General features: G+C 33.0%; 21 protein-coding genes. 1 reads left to right on the top strand and 20 read right to left on the bottom strand.

What is annotated here, in order from left to right:
• Positions 1-14: 14 nt before the first annotated feature.
• The 3 genes from AC0NBN_RS02705 to AC0NBN_RS02695 all read right to left on the bottom strand — a co-directional run bounded on the left by AC0NBN_RS02705 (position 15) and on the right by AC0NBN_RS02695 (position 3,485).
• Entirely contained in the window at positions 15-1,211 is a 1,197-nt protein-coding gene (locus tag AC0NBN_RS02705) for a hypothetical protein (RefSeq protein WP_160811515.1), read from the bottom strand.
• Between the two features lie 77 nt (positions 1,212-1,288).
• Positions 1,289-1,927: a hypothetical protein gene (locus AC0NBN_RS02700; RefSeq protein WP_160811514.1), complete on the bottom strand. Its 639-nt coding sequence runs from the start codon at positions 1,925-1,927 to the stop codon at positions 1,289-1,291.
• A gap of 127 nt (positions 1,928-2,054) precedes the next feature.
• The gene (locus AC0NBN_RS02695) at positions 2,055-3,485 is read right to left on the bottom strand and encodes a tetratricopeptide repeat protein (RefSeq protein WP_160811513.1); all 1,431 of its coding nucleotides are present in this window, start codon (positions 3,483-3,485) and stop codon (positions 2,055-2,057) included.
• Positions 3,486-3,804: 319 nt separating this feature from the next.
• On the opposite strand from AC0NBN_RS02695, the gene AC0NBN_RS02690 reads away from it, so the two are divergent.
• On the top strand, positions 3,805-4,251 hold the full coding sequence (locus AC0NBN_RS02690; protein WP_143883602.1) for a KTSC domain-containing protein: 447 nt from the start codon (positions 3,805-3,807) through the stop codon (positions 4,249-4,251).
• Positions 4,252-4,474: 223 nt separating this feature from the next.
• Here AC0NBN_RS02690 and AC0NBN_RS02685 read toward each other — a convergent pair whose 3' ends face one another.
• The 17 genes from AC0NBN_RS02685 to AC0NBN_RS02605 all read right to left on the bottom strand — a co-directional run bounded on the left by AC0NBN_RS02685 (position 4,475) and on the right by AC0NBN_RS02605 (position 22,232).
• Positions 4,475-7,663, bottom strand: coding sequence for an efflux RND transporter permease subunit (locus AC0NBN_RS02685; protein WP_143883601.1), 3,189 nt, complete (start codon positions 7,661-7,663; stop codon positions 4,475-4,477).
• 6 nt (positions 7,664-7,669) lie between these two features.
• Entirely contained in the window at positions 7,670-8,731 is a 1,062-nt protein-coding gene (locus AC0NBN_RS02680; protein WP_143883600.1) for an efflux RND transporter periplasmic adaptor subunit, read from the bottom strand.
• Positions 8,732-8,738: 7 nt separating this feature from the next.
• Positions 8,739-10,091, bottom strand: a complete 1,353-nt coding sequence (locus AC0NBN_RS02675; RefSeq protein ID WP_160811512.1) for a TolC family protein — start codon at positions 10,089-10,091, stop codon at positions 8,739-8,741.
• A gap of 69 nt (positions 10,092-10,160) precedes the next feature.
• Positions 10,161-10,754, bottom strand: coding sequence for a TetR/AcrR family transcriptional regulator (locus tag AC0NBN_RS02670; protein WP_160811511.1), 594 nt, complete (start codon positions 10,752-10,754; stop codon positions 10,161-10,163).
• A gap of 319 nt (positions 10,755-11,073) precedes the next feature.
• Positions 11,074-11,589 (bottom strand): carboxymuconolactone decarboxylase family protein, encoded by a 516-nt coding sequence (locus AC0NBN_RS02665; protein WP_160811510.1) that lies wholly within the window; start codon positions 11,587-11,589, stop codon positions 11,074-11,076.
• Between the two features lie 48 nt (positions 11,590-11,637).
• Positions 11,638-12,273 carry a TetR/AcrR family transcriptional regulator gene (locus AC0NBN_RS02660; protein WP_160813010.1) on the bottom strand — a complete coding sequence of 212 codons (636 nt, stop codon included), beginning with the start codon at positions 12,271-12,273 and terminating at the stop codon, positions 11,638-11,640.
• On the bottom strand, positions 12,245-12,874 hold the full coding sequence (locus tag AC0NBN_RS02655; RefSeq protein WP_160813011.1) for a DNA glycosylase family protein: 630 nt from the start codon (positions 12,872-12,874) through the stop codon (positions 12,245-12,247). The genes AC0NBN_RS02660 and AC0NBN_RS02655 overlap by 29 nt, the downstream gene beginning before the upstream one ends.
• 590 nt (positions 12,875-13,464) lie before the next feature.
• A complete protein-coding gene (locus tag AC0NBN_RS02650; protein WP_474466923.1) occupies positions 13,465-13,644 on the bottom strand; it encodes a hypothetical protein in 180 nt (59 codons plus the stop codon).
• Between the two features lie 1,136 nt (positions 13,645-14,780).
• Complete coding sequence (locus tag AC0NBN_RS02645) at positions 14,781-14,999, bottom strand: hypothetical protein (protein WP_474466921.1); 219 nt, start codon at positions 14,997-14,999, stop codon at positions 14,781-14,783.
• On the bottom strand, positions 14,980-15,534 hold the full coding sequence (locus AC0NBN_RS02640) for a hypothetical protein (RefSeq protein ID WP_474466920.1): 555 nt from the start codon (positions 15,532-15,534) through the stop codon (positions 14,980-14,982). Before AC0NBN_RS02640 ends, AC0NBN_RS02645 begins: the two co-directional genes overlap by 20 nt.
• 73 nt (positions 15,535-15,607) lie before the next feature.
• Positions 15,608-16,588: a hypothetical protein gene (locus AC0NBN_RS02635; RefSeq protein ID WP_474466918.1), complete on the bottom strand. Its 981-nt coding sequence runs from the start codon at positions 16,586-16,588 to the stop codon at positions 15,608-15,610.
• Positions 16,588-17,517, bottom strand: a complete 930-nt coding sequence (locus AC0NBN_RS02630; protein WP_160813016.1) for a hypothetical protein — start codon at positions 17,515-17,517, stop codon at positions 16,588-16,590. Before AC0NBN_RS02630 ends, AC0NBN_RS02635 begins: the two co-directional genes overlap by 1 nt.
• A gap of 343 nt (positions 17,518-17,860) precedes the next feature.
• On the bottom strand, positions 17,861-20,083 hold the full coding sequence (locus AC0NBN_RS02625) for a hypothetical protein (RefSeq protein ID WP_474466917.1): 2,223 nt from the start codon (positions 20,081-20,083) through the stop codon (positions 17,861-17,863).
• Positions 20,062-20,685: a hypothetical protein gene (locus AC0NBN_RS02620; RefSeq protein ID WP_474466915.1), complete on the bottom strand. Its 624-nt coding sequence runs from the start codon at positions 20,683-20,685 to the stop codon at positions 20,062-20,064. Before AC0NBN_RS02620 ends, AC0NBN_RS02625 begins: the two co-directional genes overlap by 22 nt.
• Before the next feature lie 21 nt (positions 20,686-20,706).
• Positions 20,707-21,174 (bottom strand): DUF4280 domain-containing protein, encoded by a 468-nt coding sequence (locus tag AC0NBN_RS02615; RefSeq protein WP_160813012.1) that lies wholly within the window; start codon positions 21,172-21,174, stop codon positions 20,707-20,709.
• Between the two features lie 29 nt (positions 21,175-21,203).
• Complete coding sequence (locus AC0NBN_RS02610; protein WP_160813013.1) at positions 21,204-21,548, bottom strand: hypothetical protein; 345 nt, start codon at positions 21,546-21,548, stop codon at positions 21,204-21,206.
• A gap of 144 nt (positions 21,549-21,692) precedes the next feature.
• A complete protein-coding gene (locus tag AC0NBN_RS02605; protein WP_160813014.1) occupies positions 21,693-22,232 on the bottom strand; it encodes a hypothetical protein in 540 nt (179 codons plus the stop codon).
• Positions 22,233-22,335 lie beyond the last annotated feature (103 nt).

Here is a 22,335-nt window from a genome sequence, read left to right as displayed (position 1 = left end):
ATTTTTTCATTAAATTATTGTCCTAGATAAACAAACATATTAACGCTCATTGTCTGTGGCTGAATATTAAGTGCCTGCTGTGTTACTCCCCCATTTATACTTTCAGTAGTGATCGTGTGGTTATGAGAATTTTGAGATAAAATATTATTATTAACCACATCGTCATTATAAACCCCTATACCATTGGTGCCGTCAGCAGCCAGAAAAGTAACTGATGGACCATTAGCAATTTGTGCCTGATTAGCTCCCGAACCATTTTTAATATCATATCTTATAGCAGGCTGTACAGTATTGGTGTTCCCACCCAAAGTTACATTGGGAAGATTATTTTGATTAATCACTTTGGTGTTGACACTGCTGATACTTCCGAGTGTTGTGCCGTTTTGGGATAAATAAGAATTTGTTGCATTGGGTAAATTTGTTCCGAAACCTAAAGAAGTTGCTGCCGTTTGCTGAGATGCAGATAAACTGCTTTTTAATCTGCCGTCTAATCTTACCCAGCCAGAATGATCTCCGGTTTGAAAACCTGGCTTTATATCACCTATAAGTGCTCCTGCCGGTAGGCTTACTGTTTTTAAAACTCCGGTAGCATCTGCTACTACTGCTTTGTCGGTAGTTGCACCTACATTAGTATTTATGGTTCTTACTCTTACATTACCTTCAACCACATCAAGTCTCTCTGCTGCAGGCGTAGTATTAGGATTGCCACCAATCCCGACATTGCCATTATGGTATACAGACATAATTTGTCTAGTACTGTTAGAAGCATCATCTGCTACTGCCTGAAAGTTTAAGAAAGAGTTTCCGGCTGTATTTCTGGTATAATTTAATTTAAAAAGCTTTTGTCCTGCTGTAACATTTGCGCCCTCTAAATATAAACCGGGACCAGACCAACCAGGGCTATTTGTATCAGCTGTAATGGTAATTCCATCTACAAAAGGAGTTACTATCCCTGTTGCATTTCCTTTTTTGCTGATATTCAGCAAATTTTTTGGAACTGTCATTCCGATTCCAATTTTGCCATCGTTGGTAATAATTATATCGTTTGCTTGCTGAGCATCCGATGGTGTTCCGGTTAGAGGATTATCTTTTCCCCCATCTATATGAAAGGTATTTTGCGGATTTTCGGTATTGATACCTACTCTTCCTGTTTGAGAATATGCATATGAAGATACAGCAAGTGATAATAAGATAAAGATCTGAGATTTCATTTAATTATTTTTAATTTTTAAACAATAAATAACTCATCAACATATTAGTATGTTGAATAATTAAAAAATGATCGTTTTTATGAAATCTTCACAGGAGGAGGTCTCGCAAAATTATTTTGTGAGACTATATTGTAATATAAAAAAGAATTCTCCCCAAAATTACTTTCTGGAATTGCATAAAAAGCAATAAAAGGAGTATATATATTAGCAAGACCAGAAACATTCTTATGATTGGAGCTATTACTGATGATTACAGCAACGTTTTTTACTAAACTTTCTACAGTAAAACGAGAATGATTGGGAAATGATTTATAAGTAAACTTATTCGGTACAGTAGCCTTTTTTACGGCTATTCTAATATGTTCTTTCTTTTTCTGTTTTTTATGAACCGAAATCTTAGCAACTCTTACAGGTTTTTCAGAATTTTCCCGAATTTCTACAATACGTATATTATTGATATTATCAAAATTATACACTGTAACCCCTTCCTTTACATACAAGACAGGATTAGAATCCTGAGATTTTACTATGGCATTTCTATCGGAAGTAAGTTTTTCTTTTGCAGCCGGTTTTAATTCTTTATTTTGAGTAAGTGAGTCGGGATTAGCCTTTTGTGAAAATAATGAAACAGGAAACAAAAAAACAAAAAACACTACAACTGTTGTAAAAACAGTGTAATGTTTTGTTGCCGTAATATTTTTTTTCCAACTGTGCATCTGTGTATATCTGATGCAAAGAAATAAAAGCAGAATATGAAAACAAAAAAAACGCCTACCCCTAATCTACCCTACAAAATAAAATACTGAAAGTTAGACAGTTACGTAATCAAAAAACTCTGTAATTTTATTGATAAAAGACCTTTAACCATATATACATATCTTCATTAGTCTGCATATTGAGCTTTTTTCTGATATTATATTTTTTATTCTGAATAGTTTTTGTAGACAAATGAAGAATATCAGCGATCTGTTTTGTTTCAAAATTTAAATAAATATAAGCCAGAATATGAAGTTCATTTTTTTGTAAATCAGAATTGAACTCTGTAAGTTTTTTGAAAAATTCGGGATAAAAGATTTGAAATTTATTATAAAAGTTAGGATCTCTTGATTTTGCAGATTCATACAGTTCATCCAAGGTAACAGAAGGCAGTACTTCTTCTTTTTTTTCAGCAACTGTAAAGACTTCATCAATAGTATTTTCCAATTTAACAGATCTTCTTTTGTTTTTACTATAATAAAGAAGTAATAATGACAAGATTAATAATAAAACTGAAGAAATAATAATTATTTTTTTAGTTTGTTTATCTTGTTTCTCTGACAATTCTTTTTCTAAATTCTGTATTGTTATATCAACACTTTTTGCCTGGGCATCTTTATAAGAATCATTAAATTTTTTGTACTCCTCCAGTATTTTTTTCTCTTTATCAATATCGCCAGTTTTTCTGTACATCTCTCCAAGCAGGTTATATACGTTTAAAAGATGCTGTCTGTTCTTACCGTTGGATGCTAAATCGAGAGATTTTTCCAGATATTCGAGAGATTTTTCGTTGTTTTTTTCATTTGCATATAAACAGGCATAACGATAATACAATACAGATAAATTGTAAGGATTAACTTTTTTTTCTTTAAAAAGTTTTTCAGCATTATTCAAATAAAACCTGGCAGAATCTGTATGAATATTGTTATTAATATAATATCCTGCTAAAGCTGAATATGTTACGGGATTTTTTAAAGCAGCTGATGCCTTATGTAGATAAAACAGAGCAGAATCTTTTTTTGATTGTATCAGATTACTTGCACGAGAATTGTAAACAAAACTTAAAAACCAGTTTTTATATTTAATATTTATAATTTTTCTTCCGTAATACATTGCTTTGGAATTGTATTTTAAACTAACATCGTACATTCCCAATGTATAATAAGTTTGTGAAAACTCCTGAAAAATCCTGCTATAAGTCTCATTATCAGCAGATATTTCATCTGCAAGCGTTTTAGCCTTATTAAGATATGTAAGACTTATATCCGGTTTTGCCAGATTGTAATATTGTACTCCCAGATTAATATTTCCCCAAATTATTGCCTTTTTGCAATTTTCTTTTTGAGCCTTTTTCATCATCAATAGATTCCAGTTAATGATTTTTTGTCTGGAAATATTATCAGCCAGCATTTTATCAGGCTCTTTCATCATCAAAGAATCCAATATCACACAAGAATTCTGCGAATTTACTTTAGCAAAAAAAAGTATCAGTAAAAATAACAGCTTAAATTTTATCATCACATTTCATTTTTATGTCGTGCAAATAAAGCTTGTGAAATGGTGATATATGATGAGACCGTTTAGAAAACGGACAATCTCTTTTAAGAATACTAGAACTTTAAGGTGGTTTGCAAATTTAATTCAAAATTGTGGTATATTGGTTTTTTTTCTGAAAAAAGTATCATTTATAAAAAATTATTCCCGTAATATTAAATTTACGTTAATTATACATTACAATATTTAAGACTGTAGAAACACATTATTAATAAAATATATAACTTACAGTTTATCAATTAAAAAAGCTTAATTTTGCATTCCGAAATAAGGATTCAACCATATGAAAAAATTAGGCGAATACAGAAAGCTTCTAGAAGTTGATAAAAATGTTACACTGAAGGAACTTAAAAATATTTACAGAAATGTAATGAAGGATACTCATCCTGATAAATTTATCAATAATGAGGCAGGAAAAATTGAAGCAGAGGAGAAAAGCAAATCTGTGATTGAAGCCTACCATTTTCTGGTAAGCATTAACGAAGAAACTCAGGAAAAGTACAAAGAGGAATATACAGAAACCATTACAAAATCAATCATTACAGATTTTTATCTGGAAAAATCAATTCTGAAAGTACAGCATTTGAACGGGAAAATGTTTGAATACATCGGAGTACCCAGAAATACGTATATTAAAATGGTTAATTCTGATTCTCCAAGCCGTTTTGCAAGAAGACATATCTACGGAAATTTTCTGTACAGAAAATCAGGCGAAGTAATGGCAGATTAATTTTTTTTTCAAGAAACAAATTAAGGCTTTCAGAGGATTCTGGAAGCTTTTTTTATTGATTGGTACGAATACCAATAAAATGATTGAACTTTTCTACGGAATTCTGCTGAAATTATTCTCTTTAATAAATGTATAATTTTTATGATCACTTTTCTTATATATAAATACAAAAACCGCATCATTTCTGATACGGTTTTAAGGTTAATTAATGGCTATTATAAATTTAATCTACGTGTTTAGGAGTAAAACCATCCTCACTCAGTTCTCTGTGTTCATAATCTGCCTTCATTTCCGCATCGTAGTCTACTTTTTCATGTTTACCCATTCTTCTTAAAATAGAGTCAAACAATGAATAAACTACCGGTACAATAATCAATGTAAGGAATAAAGATGATGTTAAACCACCGATTACTACCCATGCCAAACCATTATTCATTTCAGCTCCCGCTCCTTTTGCAATAGCAATCGGAATCATCCCGAAAATCATCGCAATTGTTGTCATCAAAATCGGACGAAGACGGGCGTGGTTTGCCTGAATCAATGCATCATGTGTATTTGCCCCTGCCGCTTTTCTCATATTGGCAAAGTCGACAATCATAATTGCATTTTTCGCTACTAAACCGATCAACATAATCATTCCGAGCATGGTGAAGATATTCAAAGAATTTCCTGTGATAGCAAGAATTACCATTACTCCAATTAATGCCAGAGGAATAGAAAATAATACCACAAAAGGATACACAAATGAATCATACAGCGATACCATTACCAGATATACCAATACAATAGCTGCCAATAAAGCGATTCCCAAGGTACCGAAACCTTCTGTCTGGTTCTCCATATCTCCACTCCAAATATAACTTACACCGGCAGGTTTTGTTTTTTCGTTATCCATAAACTGAGCTGCCCATTCATTTGCTACATCTCCTACAGGACGACCCACTACTTTAGATTTTACTTTTACAGAAGGTGATTTATCTCTACGTTCAAGCAAACTTGGTCCAGATCCCATTTTCACTTCAGCAAACTGACTTAGTCTTACCTGCTCTCCCTGAGGATTGGTGAAAATTAAATTTCTTACATCCTCAATAGATTGTCTGTTGGCATCACCAAAACGGATGTTAATATCATATTCATATTCACCAGCTCTGAATTTTCCATCTGTATTTCCGCTGAATGCCGTCTGCATAGTCTGTCCTACACTTGCAAGATTTAATCCTAAAGAAGACATTTTATCTCTGTCGATATTTACCTGAACTTCAGGATTTCCGGAATCGGTAGATAATTCTGCATCAACAGATCCCGGTACCTTTTTAAGCAATTCCAAAATTCTGTTGGCTTCTTTATTCGCTGTTTCGTTATCCTGAGCAGTTACCACCAACTCAATTGGTGCATTGTCTGCCCCCATTAAACCGATTGGCGCTGTTTTGAACTCAACTCCGGTAAATTTTTCTTCTAAAGCTCTCTTGATTTTGGCAGATTTAATATCGGTACTTTCGTTACGTTCTGATTTATCCACTAAGATAACCTGAATCTCTGACTGATATAAAGTAGCCTGAACTCCACCAAATCCGGAAGACTGCTGACCTACTGTGGTAATCATATCTACTACATCTTTATCATTTCGGAGATACTTTTCAACTTCCAAAGTTACCTGATTGGTTTTTTCTACAGAAGCATCTTTTGGCAATTCCATCTGAACAAGAAACTGTCCTCTGTCCATTTTAGGGAAAAATTCACCTCCAATAAATCCGAACGCTACCAGCATAAATGAAGAAATCAAAATAATGAAAGTCACGATCACAGTCATTACTCTTCTTAAAGTTGTTTTAAGACACCATTCCAGAATTCCGCTGATCCACTGTGTAAACTTTTCTAATTGCTTTTCAAACCAAAGAATGAATTTCTCGAAAGGATTCTTACCTGTCAAATGAACTAATTTACCAAATCTTGAAGATAGCCAAGGAATAATGGTAAATGATGCCAATAATGAGAACATTGTTGCAATTACCACCGTTACGCAGAACTGCGCAAGAATATCAGAAACTAATCCTGAACTCATTGCAATCGGTAAAAATACTACCACGATTACCAAAGTAATTGCCGTTACCGTAAAGCCAATTTCTGAAGCTCCGTCATACGCTGCACGGATTCTGCTTTTTCCCATTTCCATGTGACGGTAAACATTTTCCAATACCACAATGGCATCATCCACAAGAATACCCACCACAAGCGAAAGACCAAGTAAACTCATTAAGTTAAGAGTATATCCCATCAAATACATTCCAATAACCGTTGCAATCAATGATACCGGAATAGAAACCATTACAATAAATGCGTTTCTGATATTGTGAAGGAATAAAAGCATTACAACCGCTACCAGAATAATAGCAAGAAATAAATCAAATATTACGTGATCTGCTGCATCTAACGTGAAATTGGTACTGTCATCAACGATATTCACTTTAAGTGACTGATTTTTGTAATCTTCCTGAACCTGAGCAATTGTTTTTTGAATAGCTTCCGAAACAGAAACCGCATTGGCATCAGACTGTTTTTTTACCTGAAGTAAAATCGTAGGATTCTGGTTAAAACGTGCTACTTTTTCTACATCTTTTTGAGTATCAAAAACCATAGCAATATCAGACAAACGAACCTGTGCTCCGTTTTTATTGGAAACTACAAGATTATTCATCTCTTCAATGTTACGGTACTTTCCTGAAAGTCTGATCGTTGATCTTGAAGTTCTTGTTTTCAGTGCTCCGGTAGGGAAATCTAAATTGGATGATAAAATTGCCTGCTGCACATCTCCAATAGCAATGCCGTACCCCTGCATTTTCTTTTCATCCAGATTTACCTGAATTTCTCTCTCCTGTCCGCCAATAAGGTCAACCTGAGCAACACCATTTACTCTTGAGAAAATAGGCTCTATTTTTTTATCTAAAAGATCATAAAGCTCTTTATTATTTAGTTTACCACTGGTAATACTCAAAGTCATGATTGGTAAATCATCTAATGAGAATTTCTGCAAAGAAGGCGGATCTGCATCTTCCGGAAGATCTGCCAGAATCGCATTTACCTTTCTCTGAGCATCATTCAAAGCATAGTTTACATCGGCTCCGGTATTCAGCTGAACCATAATTACCGACAAACTCTCATAGGAAGATGATTCAACTTTTTTTACGTTTTCCAAAGAACCAACAGCATCTTCAATCTTTCTGGTTACCGAAGTTTCTACCTCGCTCGGTGAAGCTCCCGGATATACCGTAGAAATGGTTACCATATTGGTTTCAAACTTTGGAATCAGCTCGTACCCCATCATGGAGTAGCTTAATAAACCTCCCAATGTAAGAATCGTAAACAATACGATGACAAGGGATGGTCTTTTAATGGATATTTCTGCTAACTTCATCTTCTCTTACTTTACGATATTGATTTTTGAACCGTTGTCCAGATTGATCTGTCCACTTGTTACCACTTGTTCACCACCGTTAAGTCCGCTTAAAATCTGTACTTTATCACCATACACTTTTCCGGTCTGAACTTTAATGAGTTTCGCAGTTCCATTATTTACAACAAATAGCTGCCCTGAACTTACTCCGTTTACAAATGCTTCTGCAGGAACGGTAAGCATATTTTGGGTTTCAGCTCCGTTATTGGTTTTGAATATTGCTGTCGCGTACATCCCTGCTTTCAGATTTCCTCTGTTCTGAACTTCAATTTCAACCGGGAAATTCAGAGAAGCATCACTTTTCGGAGCAATGAAAGTAATTCTTCCGCTGAAAGATTCTTCTGGTAAAACATTGACATTAATGGCAACATCCTGACCTAATGAAATTCTTCCAATCTGGCTTTCATCCACTAAAACAGAAAGTTTTAAAGTATTGATATTCACAATTTCAAATAAAGGAGTTCCCGGAGCAACTACGCTTCCCGGCTCTACCATTCTTTTGTTGATTGTTCCGCTGATACCCGCTCTGATGCTTGTATCATTTACTCTCACACCTTGTGCTCTTACTGCAGCCTGTGCATTTTTAAGCTGTAATCTGGAGTTATCAAGCTGCTGTTTGGTAACACCGCCTGTTTTGAAAGCGTTTTCGTAACGCTGATTGTCAATAATCGCGTTTTGTAAGTTATTTTGAGCCTGAGTAACATCTACTTCAATAGCGTCTCTTTTTATTGTTGCCAATACCTGACCTGCACCAACTCTTGCTCCTTCTTTTACCATCACGCTTACAATACGTCCGGAAATATCAGCTGACTGATTCATTTCCTGCTTTGGAATAAAAGTTCCGTTGGCTGAGTAATCTGTATTGATATTTTCTCTGGAAACAGTAACTACATTTACATTGATTTTATCAACCTGCTTTGCTACTTCTTTTACTTCTGTTTCCTGTTTCTTTTTATTATCAGCAATTTTCCATGCTGCCAAACCTATCAGTACAGCAGCTACGATAATGTATATTAAAGTTTTTTTCATTGTTTAATTATGGGTTTTGTAGTGTATTGAGTTCTCCTTTAGCTTTTATTAATTTAATTTCTGCCTGCTTATAGTCCAAAAGTGCATTGGCGTAGTTCTGTTTTGCCTGGGTAAGCGCATTTTCAGCATCCAAAACTTCTGTAAGAGGAGCAAGGCCATATTGGTAGTTTGCCTGTGTATCTTTCTGTACTTTCTCGGCAAGTGCTACATTACTCTTCATGCTTTCGATATTGATTAAAGAGTTTTCAATATTGGTAACTGCATTTTTATAATCAAGATCAAGACTTTGCTGCGTGTTCTGAATATCCTGATCAAGATCCTGAATATCAATTTCCGCCTGTTGGATTTTAGATTTGGTAGATCCTCCTGTAAAAATTGGAATATTGATATTCAATCCGATTGCAGAATAATCGCTCCATAAAACTCCGTTGTTGAAACCATTGGTTAAAGGAAATTTAGAACCCATTCCTGCCCATCCGTAATTTGCCTGCAGTCCGACAGTTGGATAAAGATATGCTTCCGTTGCCTTTTTATTGAATACCAAAAGTTCTCTATTTTTGCTAAGGACTTTCAGCTCGGTTCTGTTATTCAGATTTACCGTATTTTCTAAAAGCTGAGGCTGTGGTTCTATCGTTTTCTCTTCCAGTTCAATTGCTGTGTCAATAGGGATTCCCATATAAAACTTCAGCGCATTTTTTGAAAGTTCAACGGCATTGATCAATTGCTGCTTATTAGAACCTATATTGGTAAGCTGCACATTGGTTCTGTCCAAATCAATTCCTTTAGCCAGACCATTATCTACCAGACTTTTGATGATATTGCGTACTCTTTCGGTATTAGCATAGCTGGCTTCAATGGTTTTAAGATTTTCTTCCTGTACAAAAACCTGATAGTAAGCGGTTGCAACATTTTCTATAAGCTGTTCGTTGGTAAGCTGTGCATTGAGGATATAAAATTCTCTGGTTGATTTTGCTGCTTTCAGTCCGGTGAAAACTCTTTGGTCAAAAATTGCCTGCTGAACCTGCACGACTGCCTGAGAAACCCAAGGCTGACCCAACTGTGCTCGTAAACGCTGACCTCCAAATTCAAGCAAAGACTCCTGAATGATGGGATTATACGTTAAACCCGCATTAGCACTTATCTGAGGCAAGGCTCCTGCCTTTGCTTCATTGATCTTGTACTCTGCTTTTTTTACCTGCAAAGCTGCCTTTTTGGCTTCCGCTTTATTCTGAAGAGCCTGTTTGATGGCTTCCTGTAAAGAAACCTGCTGCTGGGCAAATGCAGAAGAAGAGGTAAACAACATAAATGCTGCAGCAACTCCTATTTTGAGTTTTTTAGCAGTTATACGTTTTCTGTTCATAATTTATACTTCGTTTATTTTTCTATGTTATTATTAAATGACGGAATACTGTTTCATTTACTTTAAAAATTAATTCTTAAAAAGCATATTGATGATAATTTCTTTTCGCTCAGAAATAATTTTATTAAATTCACTTTCGCTAAGCATAAGATTTTCCATGAATAAAGGTCTCACTGCACTTGGAAAAACCAGTAGCGAAACCATATTGATCAGAAACTGAACGGGAGCCATTTTTTCGATATTGCCTTTATCCATTTCCTTTTCAATATCGTCATACAGCCTTTTCAGATCTCTCTCTTCAATATCTTTTTGATGACAGGTTCCTTTATTGATTTGAGAAACAATATAAGTTTCCAGATATGGATATTGCAGGCTTGTTGACAGACTTCCTTCTATAAACTCGCTGATTTTCTGCTTGAGTGGCAGATCAGAATTCATAATGATTTCAGATTTTTCTTTTTCCACACGTTGTGCTTCGTTAAAAATAATCTGAATGAGGTTGTCTCTTGATCTGAAATAGTAATTAATCAAAGTTCTGTTTACTCCTGCTTCATCTGCAATTTCCTGTGTCGTTGCATTGAACTTTCCCTGTACGAAAAACAAATTCTTGGCAGTATCTTTTATTAATTCCTGAGTTTGATCTTTCTTATTTTGATTTGACATTTTTGTTAAACAAATTTGTGCAAATTTATACCAAACAAATGTTTTGACAAAATTGTTAAACTAAAATATTAATAAAATTATTATGATATGCATCATATATTAGTTAATATCATTTATACAATAAAAGTGAGACTATAGATCAGAATGATAAAGCAGGAAATAAAGTAACTAACATTATAATACTCTATATCCTAATATACAAAGCCGTTACACTTATCAATTAAGGATTATGTAAATTACTGTTAATAAGCGAAACGGCTTTGTCTAGATGGGTTTAGTTTATTCTAATGGTAAGATATAAGCATTTACCAGAGTCAGTTTAATTATTTATCATTTTATATCCTCTTGCTAAATAGCGAGAAGACGATTCATCTCGTTTTGGATTGTATTCAATTCCAAAGCCGGTAACCATTCGATTAGCAAATCCAAATAAAGCGCATACAAAAACAATATCTTCATAGTGTTTTTCAGTATAGCCTAAATTAAGAAAATCTACTACATCTTGTTCTTTTACAGCATTATCAACTATTTTATCAGCCAGTGAATATATTGGTTTTAATTCTTCTGACGGATTGTCTACAAGCGTTCTTACTTTATCTCCACCAATAGCAAAAGCTGTTTCTAAATGTCCTAAATGACAAAAACTACACCCGAACTTCTTTGATACATAGGAACCCAGCAACTCTCTAATTAAAGGACTAAAAGCACTTTCGGGATGCATAACCTCATGAGCCAGATTCAAAAAGGCATTAAAAATGTCTGGTCTTTTTTGACCAACTACAAACATTCCTAATTTTTCAGCTTCTTGAAATAATCTAATTTTTGTTTCTTTCATTTCTTTAAGTTTTAATAAGAACAAAAATACAAAAATAAATGANNTCATTTATTTTTGTATTTTTAATTTTTTACTTAAAGAACTGATTATCATTTTAATATGATTTTGATAAAATTCAGATTCAGATTGTTTTAATGTATCAGTCAATATATTCCCTTTTATTTCTAAAAGCTGAATAACACCGATGGTAGTTGCCCATAGCCAGAACGAAAATTCCATTTCGTTTAAATCTTTGTGAATGATATTTTCTTTTTTTCCTTCTCGTATAATATCTGACACTAGTTTTGTTATATTGAAGCTTGCTGCTTTTAATTCTTCAGTTTCCTCAAGACCTGAATTGGTTTCATAGAAGGACACCAGCTGATTATAGAAAGGCTTTTCTTTATAAAAAGAATAAAATGCCTTAAGAAGTTCAGCTATTTTTTCAATGGCATTTTCTTTTTCGCTGGTATATTGTATAAACTTTTCAAGTAAAATTTCTCTGGATTTAATTGTAAGATTTGCAATTATATCCTCTTTACTACTAAAATAAAGATAAATAGTACCAACGGCAAGCTTGGTTTTTTTAGATACTTTCATTAAACTTAAACTTGATAAACCCTCTGCAAGAATTAGCTCTTCTGCACAATCTAAAATAAATTGTTTACGGTTTTCTTTAGATATTTCTGTTCTGGCTCGTCGCATTGTATTGTTTTTGTAAGTTTTTCCAGCTAAGTAGATATAATACAGCTAATGACTTTTGATTTCCCCACTGTTGTGCTATTGACAACATTTGTGACTTAAGTTTTATTTTAGGATCTAGATTGTAAAGTGAAACCATGATATTTTTTAGATGGAAATCATCATAGGGAAAAACATCTGGTCTCTGCAGAGTGTAAAGCAAAATCATATCAATAGTCCATCTGCCAATTCCTTTTACAGCAGATAACTCTTTTCTGATTTCTTCGTCAGATAATTTACTAAAGTCTTTTGTATTTGCATTCCAATATTCTATAAAAGCCATCATAGTCTCATATTTACCCATTGAGAGTTTGATTTTTGAAAGAGAATGTTTTTCAATTAAATGAAAATTTTCTATAGTTAAAAATTCAATTCCTGCTCGCTCCAAAGCTTTTTCAAAGACTTTTTTAGTACTTCGGTAATGGATTTGCTGCTCTATAATACAGCTTATTACATCGTGAAAAATATTATTTGTGGAATTGATAATAATACTGGGTATTTGGGAAATAATCTTTTCAAGAACAGGATCTGACTTAGCTAAATTATTTTCTATGCTTAATTTCATAAACTTAATTTGATGATGTAGAAAAAACTAAGATAAAAAATTGTATTAATACATAAACACTTAATAATCAAAACAAACGAATATGCTTTCAATTGAAGAGTACGATTTAGAGCGGTTTTCTGCGCTATTTTGACATTCCGAGGGGTTCACCTTTTGTCTGCAAACTACTGATATTACAAATTTAGCCAAAATTTCTCAAAACACCATTTATTTATAGGCATCTGACCGGATGAGCCAGAATCTTACTTTCTCAAAAAAGCATTGTGTTTTTTACTGACATTATTAAAAATGAATCGACTTAAAAAACTATTATTTTGAGGTAAAGTATAAAATAAAAAACACCAATAAAAGTAATAACATTGAATCTCTGGCTTATAAAACCATGATGACCAATTTGGACACAATTTTTGATAATGTTATTTCCCCGTCAACACGCACAAGATGAAGAAGATAATGGGCAGACAGTTATGAGGATGTACCCTTTTTAAAGAGTACTGACCGAACTCAGCAAAGACTACGTATAAAACTAATCAATCATTGTTACTTTGTTTTTACTTGAAAATTGAATTGTGCTTGCATATTTCTGAATTTCAAAATAATAAATCACCTTCTATTTCTTCTGAAAAAGTAATAAGTTTTTTGTTCTTTGCGCTCGCTCTGTTTGGTTTTGTAGCTGTCATTGATGATAATTGAAAAATTGACAACTTGCTTGTGATTTTTAAGGTATTGATTTCTGCATTTCTTGTAATTCTGCCTACGATTGTGTTCATAATTTCTTGATTTTAATTGTTGATTTTTTAGTTAATTGTTGTTGAAATTTTCGAGTAAAATGATTTGGTATCAAGGACACTCGGCTTCTTTTTTCTTTTCTTTTTTGAAAAAGTATGATTTATATTTATGTATTTGTTGATGTCAAAGAACGTCTGCTGTTAAATTGATTCGTATAACTGAGGTTCCGGTTTTTTCTTTGCCGATGATTATAGGACAGTATCAGGCGCACAAAAACCCGATTCAATTTCCGTAATTGCTTACAAGTTTTGAATCGAACTAGAAATCTTTTTGTCCGAAGAATTTAGGAGTGTCTGGAAAAATTATTGGAACTCGTGGAAAGAATTTTTGTAGAAACCCAAAAAGATTTTTTTGAGTGAATGATGCTGTCCTACATTTGCAATAGTAAAAAGCCAAACCGCAGTTAGGAAGCGATTTGGCAGATGTTTTTGATTTGGAAAAATTAATTTAAAATATGAGGGTAACGGCTTGTTTTAAATAATCAAATATTAAGTTAAAAAAAATATATTAAGAAACGGAATAAGCAAAGACACATCAAAATGCCTCAAGCTAAAAGTTGTAATTCATAAATCCAATGTCTAATATTCTACATATACAATAAATTCAGTTCAAACACAATAATATTTAGCTACTATTTCTTTTTTGCTTCCTATTACGCTTTACGAGATAGTATAATGAAGTTTGAACCACTATTAGCAGAGAAATCCCTAACGAGATAAATCCCAAAATATAATCGAACCATCGATAAGAGTACATTATAAGCACATAAATAGAACGTAGAATAAAAGAAAATGTAAACCTGCAATAATATACCTTAATCCACTCCTTAATCACAATTTGAAAATCACTTTCTTTCATAATGTCTTCTTTTTACTTCCTGTGCACAAGAAGTAAAAGAAAGAGACATACACAAACCTAAAACAAAATACTTTTCATATTATCTTATGACTTCTAATTCTTTTTTGCCTTTAGGAATGTGAAAGTATAAAGTAAAAGTTTTCATTTTTCTTCTATTATTCTCATCTATGTACCAACCAGCAAGTGCCGTATCTCCAACATGATCAGTTCTTTGAAGCGTGGCTAATTTACCATTTCCATAAAATTTGATTGTGTAATTTTAAATTGGATATATATTTAAATCTTTTTTTTCCCAACTATTTATAAATCCTTCTAAAAACTCATGATTTAATTCTTCGTTAAAAAAGTGTGCCTGTGCATATTCTTTTTCAGATTTAAGATTAGACAATGCTATTTTTTCTAAATTTCTGTTTTGCAACCAAGTACTATATTCTTTATATTTTTTTAGCAACAGTCCTTCAAGAATTTGATTTGTCAATTATAGATAAGTCTTCACTATTTGTCCATCCTTCTTGTTGATAAGGTACATTAACTTGAAATGTTCCATTATATTCAATGTAAGGTTTACCAGCATCCGCAAAAATATTTTTCCCTGTTTTTTCATCTTTCTTTAATGGAGCCTCAAACTCAAATAATTTTCCAAACCTTTTTTCAATATCTCCATTTTCTTTAAACAGAACTCCCTCAATTGCTAGTTCTACTCTTGCTCCATCTTGAATTAGTGGTCTTGAAACAGAGATAATTTTTCCATTCATTTCTTTTTTGTCATGTACAGGATAAACACGAATTTTCCACGATTGTTCTCCTGATCTGAGAATGGCTGTATTAATTGGTGCACTTTCGCTTAATGAGCCATCTCCAGATCCAAAATAGGTCATAATTGGGAGATCATTTATCAAAAGTTCAAAGTTACAGCCTCCTATAAAATAGATTGCACGATAACTGATTGCTTCATCTCTATTTTTAACATCTTTATAAAGATTACCCAAAATTTCTGTTGCTTTGTCATCCATAGCTTTATTGTTTTGCCCACAACCTTGCAGACAAAACAATAAACTAAAAATTACTGATATTGAAAACCTCATATTATCTAATGACTTCTAATTCTTTTTTGCCTTTGGGACGATATAGATATATGTAAAAAGACCTTACTCTATATTTATCACCATCTTTAAATCTTCCTGACAATACAGATTCTCCTTTACAACGAATACATTTTTTTGCTGTAAACAATAATGTAAGAACTTTATTATCACAATAATATACGATTTCCTCATTATCTATAGGAACCATAGAAAAGCCTTCCAAAGAATTATTAAACGCACTAGAATAGAAATTTGCAATATCTCTACTGTCAGTTTCCTTCATAAATAGTGCTTGTGCCACTTCTCTTTCCTTATTTAAAACAATATCTTCAAACTTAATAGCTTCTTTGTTTACAATCAAATTTCTAATTTCATTGAATTTATTTAGTACTTCTTTCTTAAGTATAACACTATCTGCGGGATTAAACTCTTCTCCGTTTGTCCAACCTTGTAATGAATAAGGGACTTCGGCTGTAAATGTACCTTTATAACTTACATAAGGTTTTCCTGAATCGGCAAAAATATTTTTCCCAGTTTTATCATTTTTCTTCAATGGAGCTTCAAAGTTCAATACTGGTTCAAATGTTTCTGCTATATCACCGTTTTCTTTAAATTTAAAAGCCTGTATTTTTAACTCGGCTCTTGCTCCATCTGAAATACTTTGTTGTGGAATACCATCAATATGAACTGGGTACACTCTGATTTCCCAAGTTTGTTCTCCACTTTTTAAAATCTCCGAATTGATTGGTGCACTAGCGCTTAGAGAACCATCACCTGAACTAAAGTGTCTTTCAATTGGAAATCCATTAATTAACAATTCAAAATTACACCCCCCTATAAAGTATTCAGCTTGATAGCTTATTGCTTGATTTCTGTACTTAACGTCCTTGTATAAATTTGCGATTTTATCCATTTTTATTTCTTTTTGTGCACAGCTTTGCAGAGAAATAAACAAACCAAAAAATATTAATAAAAATTTCATTATCTTATGACTTCTAATGGAGCATCTGGTTTTGGTCTGTGAAAGTACAATGGTATTAAAATATAACTGTTATCATTTTCTTCATCAATATAAGTTGCCCATAGTGGTGAGTCATTATATGATCTATTGGTTAAGGTTATTACTTTATTATTCCCATAATATTTTATATCAATATTTTCTAATGATTGTGTTTTAAGTCCCTTTTTTTCCCACATATCAATGAAATCATATATAAACTCTTGATTGATTTTTTTATTATAAAATAAAGCTTGTGCATCTTCTTTTTTACCATTGAGTTTACTACTTGCAATTTTATCCAATTCACGATTTTGTAACCAATCTTTATATTTTTCGTATTCTTTGAGAAGTTCATTTTTAAGTTGTGCTTTGTTTTCCTTTGATAAGTCAATACTATTTTTCCATCCATTTAAAGTATAAGGTACATCCGCCTGAAATGTTCCACTATATTCTATGTATGGTTTTCCTGCATCTGAAAAAATATTTTCCCCTGTTTTTTCATCTTTATTTAATGGAGCTTCAAAATTAAGTACTTTTCCAAATTCTTTTTCGATATCACCATTCTCTTTAAAGCGTAAGCCCTTAATACTAATTTTTGCTCTTGCTCCTTTTTCTATTGCTGCTCTAGGAGTAAAAGTTACACCATCATTAATTTCTTTACGATCGTGTATAGGGTATATTCTGACTTTCCAAGTTTGTTCTCCATTTCCTAAAATCGCCATATTTATAGGGGTATTGGTGTTTAAGGAGCCATTTATAGGACCGAAAAATTGGTGAACCGGAAAATCATTAATTAATACTTCGAAATTACATCCACCAATTGATATCTGAGCATGATAGTTTATACGTTCATTATAATTTTTTACATCTTTATAAAGGTTACCAAAAATTTCTGTTACTTTTTCATCCATGACTTTATTGTTTTGCCCACAACCTTGCAGACTCATTAAACTGATTATTAGAATTAAAATTTTATACATTATTATTGTGATTTTATGAAATACATTTTCTCAAATTTCTTTGGTTCTTCCCATGCATCAATGGCTTGCCAATTGAAATTATTATTACTACTTGCAGATCCCATAGGAGTTCCTTTTCCTGTTTTTAAATCAGCTGTAAAATTTGCTTCTCCCCTTATTTCTAATCCTTCGAAATTTAATTCTGGAGCAATATACCAACCGTAATCATCAGCATCTAATGGTGCTCTCCCTGTCCATTTGGCTGTTGCTTTAGCATTAACTTCACCTGTTAAAATTACTTCAGCAAGTATATTTTTTTTTTTATATTTAATCTAATACCTATCTCTAAATTAAATTCCAAATCGCATTTCAGTTCCGCCAATTGTTTATCGTTGGCATTGCGGTCGTATTTGTTAAAGCTGTTTTCTTTTGTTTTGGTGTTTAAAAATCCCTGTATTTTTCCACCAAAAGTACCTGATGCGGAAAGGTCGCAAGTAATCTTGCTACCATCCCCAATAATTGCCCTCGTAATATCTGCCGCAGCTATTACTGCTAGAGCCACAGGATGTGCCCGTTGTGCCAATGCCAGAAAGTCCAGCGTAGCGGTAAGACCTATCAGAGGTGTTAACTCCAAAACACCTTGCAAAACCACCCCCGTCTGGTTGTAATACGGCCCTTGCTGGTCTATATTTTCCAAACTCCACTCAAACTGTGCATCCAACTGTGGCCATTGTATGCTAATAGAGGCAATGGATCGGGTAAGTTTCAGATCCAAATCTGCAGATCTACTATCCATTTTACGTTGCAAAGATGTCATATCCGATTTGGCTTTCTCTCTGTCTCTTTCTGTTTTGGCGGTTTCATACCTTTGTTTTGCATCATTAAAATTTCTCTTAAGCTCATTCAGCTCTTTATCTCTCTTTTTTTCTGCATCAGCTGTTGCATTTTTTCCTTGTTGTTGGTTTTTTATTTTTTCTAAAGCTTCTTTGTTTTCATCTGTAGCATGTTCATTATTTTTATCTCCATTATTTTCTTCACCCAAAAAGACAGAGTTTACAAATTTGCCTATAACTCCCAAACTATTCAATAGTTTTTGTACTTGTTCTGTAATGTCTGCCGTAGCATCGTATGTATTACCGTTATCCCAAGTCGCGCCTAAAGAAATTCCAATGCTTTTATCGCCTGTGGTTATCCATTTTTGTGGTTCGCGTTTAAATTTAGCTTTTTTGGTATCTACATATCGCTGATTACCCCATAATTCTTTTTCAACTGCTGTATTTTTATAGGAGAGTTTCAGGCTCCAAGCTACATCAGGATAGGTTTTTACAGCAACATCCTGTTGGTATCGGCAAGTACGGGTCTGCACCAAATAGGTATTAGTAGGAACACCGTTGCCTAACCAAAAATATCTAAAAATGGGATGCACAGAAAATCCTGCAAATTTAATAGGAGTATAGTCATATATAAATCGAGCTTTAAACTTAAGTTGTTTATCATCTCCATCTGGAGTATATTTCTCCAATTTCCCACTAAAGCCCAATTGATGCTCATGGCTCATATTGTTTTTATCTCCTCCAACCTGTACTTTTAACTTACTATCAAAAGAAGTACTGCTTTCTTCTTCTGGTTTGGCATCTTGTTCTATCTTTTTTTCGGGATATTCTGCAAGTGTAATTACATATTTTTCGTCGTCAAACGAACATTCTGATGTATCTGTATCCAAATCTATGGTAATGTCATGCGTGTTTTCTTTTGGCCCAGCTACCAGCTCAAAAAGGTTGAGTGGAGGAATGGATTTGTCTTCTAATAAATTAACTGTGCGATTACCATCACTTATCTCAAATGTATTATAACCACATGGATGAAATGATTTGAAATCTGTTTCTATTTTATCTACAAAAACTGGCATATTCCCAGTTTCAGGAATGGTGATTTCGGGATCTTTATGTCTATTCACTTGTAACTCCGCATCCAATTCTTTCATTTTACCCATAAAGTGGATAGTTGGCTTAATAGTGACCTCCGTCTCCGGAATATCAAAACTCCATATGGGATCTATATATAAATCCAACACGGCCTTCTGTACATTAGCAAGTCTTGTGATACTTCCATCGGAAAAATCATCAGAGTCATCAATCAGATATCCTGTTATAGAACCTTTGGGAGGTTGAATGCTATTGGGGTCTGAATAATCATAAATTTCAACTTCTGTTAGAAAAAAATCGTTAGAATCCTGAATTTCATATTTGAATTCAGAATTTTTTGTTTTTGCTTTCGGATCCTTATTGACATATAAAATGAGTGTATTTCCATAATTATTGGCTTTTAGAGTTTTTCCGTTTGCTTTTAGTTCTACCCGAATATTTTGACCATACAAACCTTGAGTGTAAATGTGCAATTGAACTTTAGATCCAGGTGCAACCGGTTTATCAATTTTCATTGGATTTCCTGATGCATCATAACCGTACCATTCGGCAATTTTAGCATCAGGTTCATTTAGTCTTGTGTGAACATACAATCCGTTTTTAATATCCCAGTGGGTTTATCTCCATCTAAAAATGGTTCTATCCAAGCAAAACCACCTCCATGCAAATGTCGTCTTAGTGTAAGCGTCTGTTCTTTTTCTCCTACTCCTAAAAGTTCGTTCTTTCCTGAAGGTTTACTGCTTCTGCTGTATGCGAGATTCCATGCCCAAACAACAGAACTAAATGTTGATTCTAAGGTGGATAGTTCATTTTCAATAACTTTTATTTGAGCATTTTTCTGATCTTTTAATTTACCAACTCTTGCTCTCGCATCTTCTATATTTGCATCATAGGTTTCTTGTGCTTGGCTAACAATCTTACCATTAACTTTCTTTGGTTCAATCCATTTTCCACCTTCTCTGTATCTCTCTTGTGCTTGCTGAAATAATCTATTTTCTTCCGTTTTCAAATTGGCATCAATAATATTTTTTTCATTTCTTATATCATCAATTTTCTTTTGGAATTCCTTTTTAGCTTCTTCATATTCCTTAATTCCAACTGTAAAGACCTCTCCTTCATTTAAAGTTAAAACACGATATTGCTCATTAAACCCATTATCCGGATGTAAAATAAATGCTGTTAGTTTCTGTCCCATAATTTTAAGTCAAAGAGTTTATTAAACTTCAATATTGTCTGTTTTACGAATATATTTATTAACATCCATAATCGGACACAACTCCGCAACAGCCTCTTTATTGGCATTCTTTATATTCTGTGAGGAAACTTCAGCATTTTGCCCGTGCTTAATGATTGTAATACAGTCTTTGCTTCCAATAGGACAGGTTGCTTTACTATCTTCTAACAATGCTTTCCCTTTGTTGTCTTCCAAAGTAATCTTATCATAATATCCGCTCCATTCCGTCACCACAACTTGACAGGGATTATTATTCATTTTTGCACAACTACCAAAGGTATTTTTCTCTAAGGTTTTACCAATGTCTTTGTGTGTTGCCATCAGCTTTTCGCTTCCATCTTTATCATTGATATAGCGTTTGCTTTGGGTCAAGACTTTGAGCTTATCTGGTGTAGTTCCGAAGTTACATTTGCATAAAGCTCCTTGACAAACTAAATGTTTCTGGCTCATATTGTGTTTTTATTAGTTTTTAGATGTTATTATAACTGCTCATAACATTCAAAAGTTATTTTTTTGTTTAATTTTTGGGATTCAAAACCCATTTCTCCAAAAATGGAAAAAATACTATTGTCTTTGGAGTTGAGTTTATAAATGATGTCAAAATACCCTTCATTTATAGGTTGATTTTCATTTTCTGGAATTTGGATAGAATAAGGCATAGGAGACATACCTTTTCCTTCCGCTTTTATAAAAATTTTATTTGCTTTTGATATTTCTTCATTTAATGATAGGGTAATCTCAAAAGGTACTTTTCCTGAATTTTTTTCTAAAGGAAGATATATTTGGAAAGTATATTTTTTATCATCATTGAAGGCTTCGTACAAAGGAAAAAAAATACATTACATAAAATAAACTATCTTTGATCCTGTTTAAGAATTTGCTTCTAGTTCTTATATTTTTGCCAACTTTTTGAAAAATCTCCTCCGCTTCTTTTCCTTTGTAATAATCTTCAAGTTCTGGTCTTAATCTTAACCAACGATCAAGAATTGCTTGCTGATTTTAATTTCTTTAATAGTACCTTCATCGTTGAGTTCTAATTCTAACGGATACATCATATTCCCAATTTTATCTGCCATTTGTTCCACAATCAAATCGGGACGTTGATGGTTGAGATAAACTGATTTTCTTTTTATTTCTACTATATTATTATTCTTCTTAATTTCTATTTCATAATGAATTTTCAGTTTTTCCTCACCGTTGATGAATGTTTTCTGAATAATACCGTATCTTTTGTTGAATGAGCCCCTGTTATCTAAAGTATTTTTACTTTTATAGTTTACATAATTTCCTCCTCTGGGATTGAATATTTTTTCTCTCAGCTCTTTATCTTCTGGTGGAACATAAATAATAGTAACATGGTTTGGAATATCATGACCTATTAAATTATCCAAAGGACAATAAGTATTGTGATACCTCTTAAGCTGTTCTTCTGTCAGTTTGAAGAAATTTGCCAACTCTTTTAGAGTTGTGCCTTTAGATATTTTGCAGGTTTTTGGTGCTATACTCATATATTTAATCATAATAATAGATACTTTTTTATTTAAAATAACGTGAGTTCTATTTAAGCCGCAATCAATCTATCTTGATCAATAATGTCGCCCTTGGTGTTTA

The sequence above is a fragment of the Chryseobacterium sp. L12 genome (assembly GCF_056133985.1).
This window is presented reverse-complemented; position numbering and strand designations above follow the sequence as displayed.

Excerpts from the sequence above, each read along its gene's own strand:
- AC0NBN_RS02705 (WP_160811515.1), bottom strand. The coding sequence starts at position 1,211 with ATGAAATCTCAGATCTTTATCTTATTATCACTTGCTGTATCTTCATAT.
- AC0NBN_RS02700 (WP_160811514.1), bottom strand. The coding sequence starts at position 1,927 with ATGCACAGTTGGAAAAAAAATATTACGGCAACAAAACATTACACTGTT.
- AC0NBN_RS02695 (WP_160811513.1), bottom strand. The coding sequence starts at position 3,485 with ATGATAAAATTTAAGCTGTTATTTTTACTGATACTTTTTTTTGCTAAA.
- AC0NBN_RS02690 (WP_143883602.1), top strand. The coding sequence starts at position 3,805 with ATGAAAAAATTAGGCGAATACAGAAAGCTTCTAGAAGTTGATAAAAAT.
- AC0NBN_RS02685 (WP_143883601.1), bottom strand. The coding sequence starts at position 7,663 with ATGAAGTTAGCAGAAATATCCATTAAAAGACCATCCCTTGTCATCGTA.
- AC0NBN_RS02680 (WP_143883600.1), bottom strand. The coding sequence starts at position 8,731 with ATGAAAAAAACTTTAATATACATTATCGTAGCTGCTGTACTGATAGGT.
- AC0NBN_RS02675 (WP_160811512.1), bottom strand. The coding sequence starts at position 10,091 with ATGAACAGAAAACGTATAACTGCTAAAAAACTCAAAATAGGAGTTGCT.
- AC0NBN_RS02670 (WP_160811511.1), bottom strand. The coding sequence starts at position 10,754 with ATGTCAAATCAAAATAAGAAAGATCAAACTCAGGAATTAATAAAAGAT.
- AC0NBN_RS02665 (WP_160811510.1), bottom strand. The coding sequence starts at position 11,589 with ATGAAAGAAACAAAAATTAGATTATTTCAAGAAGCTGAAAAATTAGGA.
- AC0NBN_RS02660 (WP_160813010.1), bottom strand. The coding sequence starts at position 12,273 with ATGCGACGAGCCAGAACAGAAATATCTAAAGAAAACCGTAAACAATTT.
- AC0NBN_RS02655 (WP_160813011.1), bottom strand. The coding sequence starts at position 12,874 with ATGAAATTAAGCATAGAAAATAATTTAGCTAAGTCAGATCCTGTTCTT.
- AC0NBN_RS02650 (WP_474466923.1), bottom strand. The coding sequence starts at position 13,644 with ATGAACACAATCGTAGGCAGAATTACAAGAAATGCAGAAATCAATACC.
- AC0NBN_RS02640 (WP_474466920.1), bottom strand. The coding sequence starts at position 15,534 with ATGGATGACAAAGCAACAGAAATTTTGGGTAATCTTTATAAAGATGTT.
- AC0NBN_RS02635 (WP_474466918.1), bottom strand. The coding sequence starts at position 16,588 with ATGAAATTTTTATTAATATTTTTTGGTTTGTTTATTTCTCTGCAAAGC.
- AC0NBN_RS02630 (WP_160813016.1), bottom strand. The coding sequence starts at position 17,517 with ATGGATGAAAAAGTAACAGAAATTTTTGGTAACCTTTATAAAGATGTA.
- AC0NBN_RS02620 (WP_474466915.1), bottom strand. The coding sequence starts at position 20,685 with ATGGGACAGAAACTAACAGCATTTATTTTACATCCGGATAATGGGTTT.
- AC0NBN_RS02615 (WP_160813012.1), bottom strand. The coding sequence starts at position 21,174 with ATGAGCCAGAAACATTTAGTTTGTCAAGGAGCTTTATGCAAATGTAAC.
- AC0NBN_RS02605 (WP_160813014.1), bottom strand. The coding sequence starts at position 22,232 with ATGAGTATAGCACCAAAAACCTGCAAAATATCTAAAGGCACAACTCTA.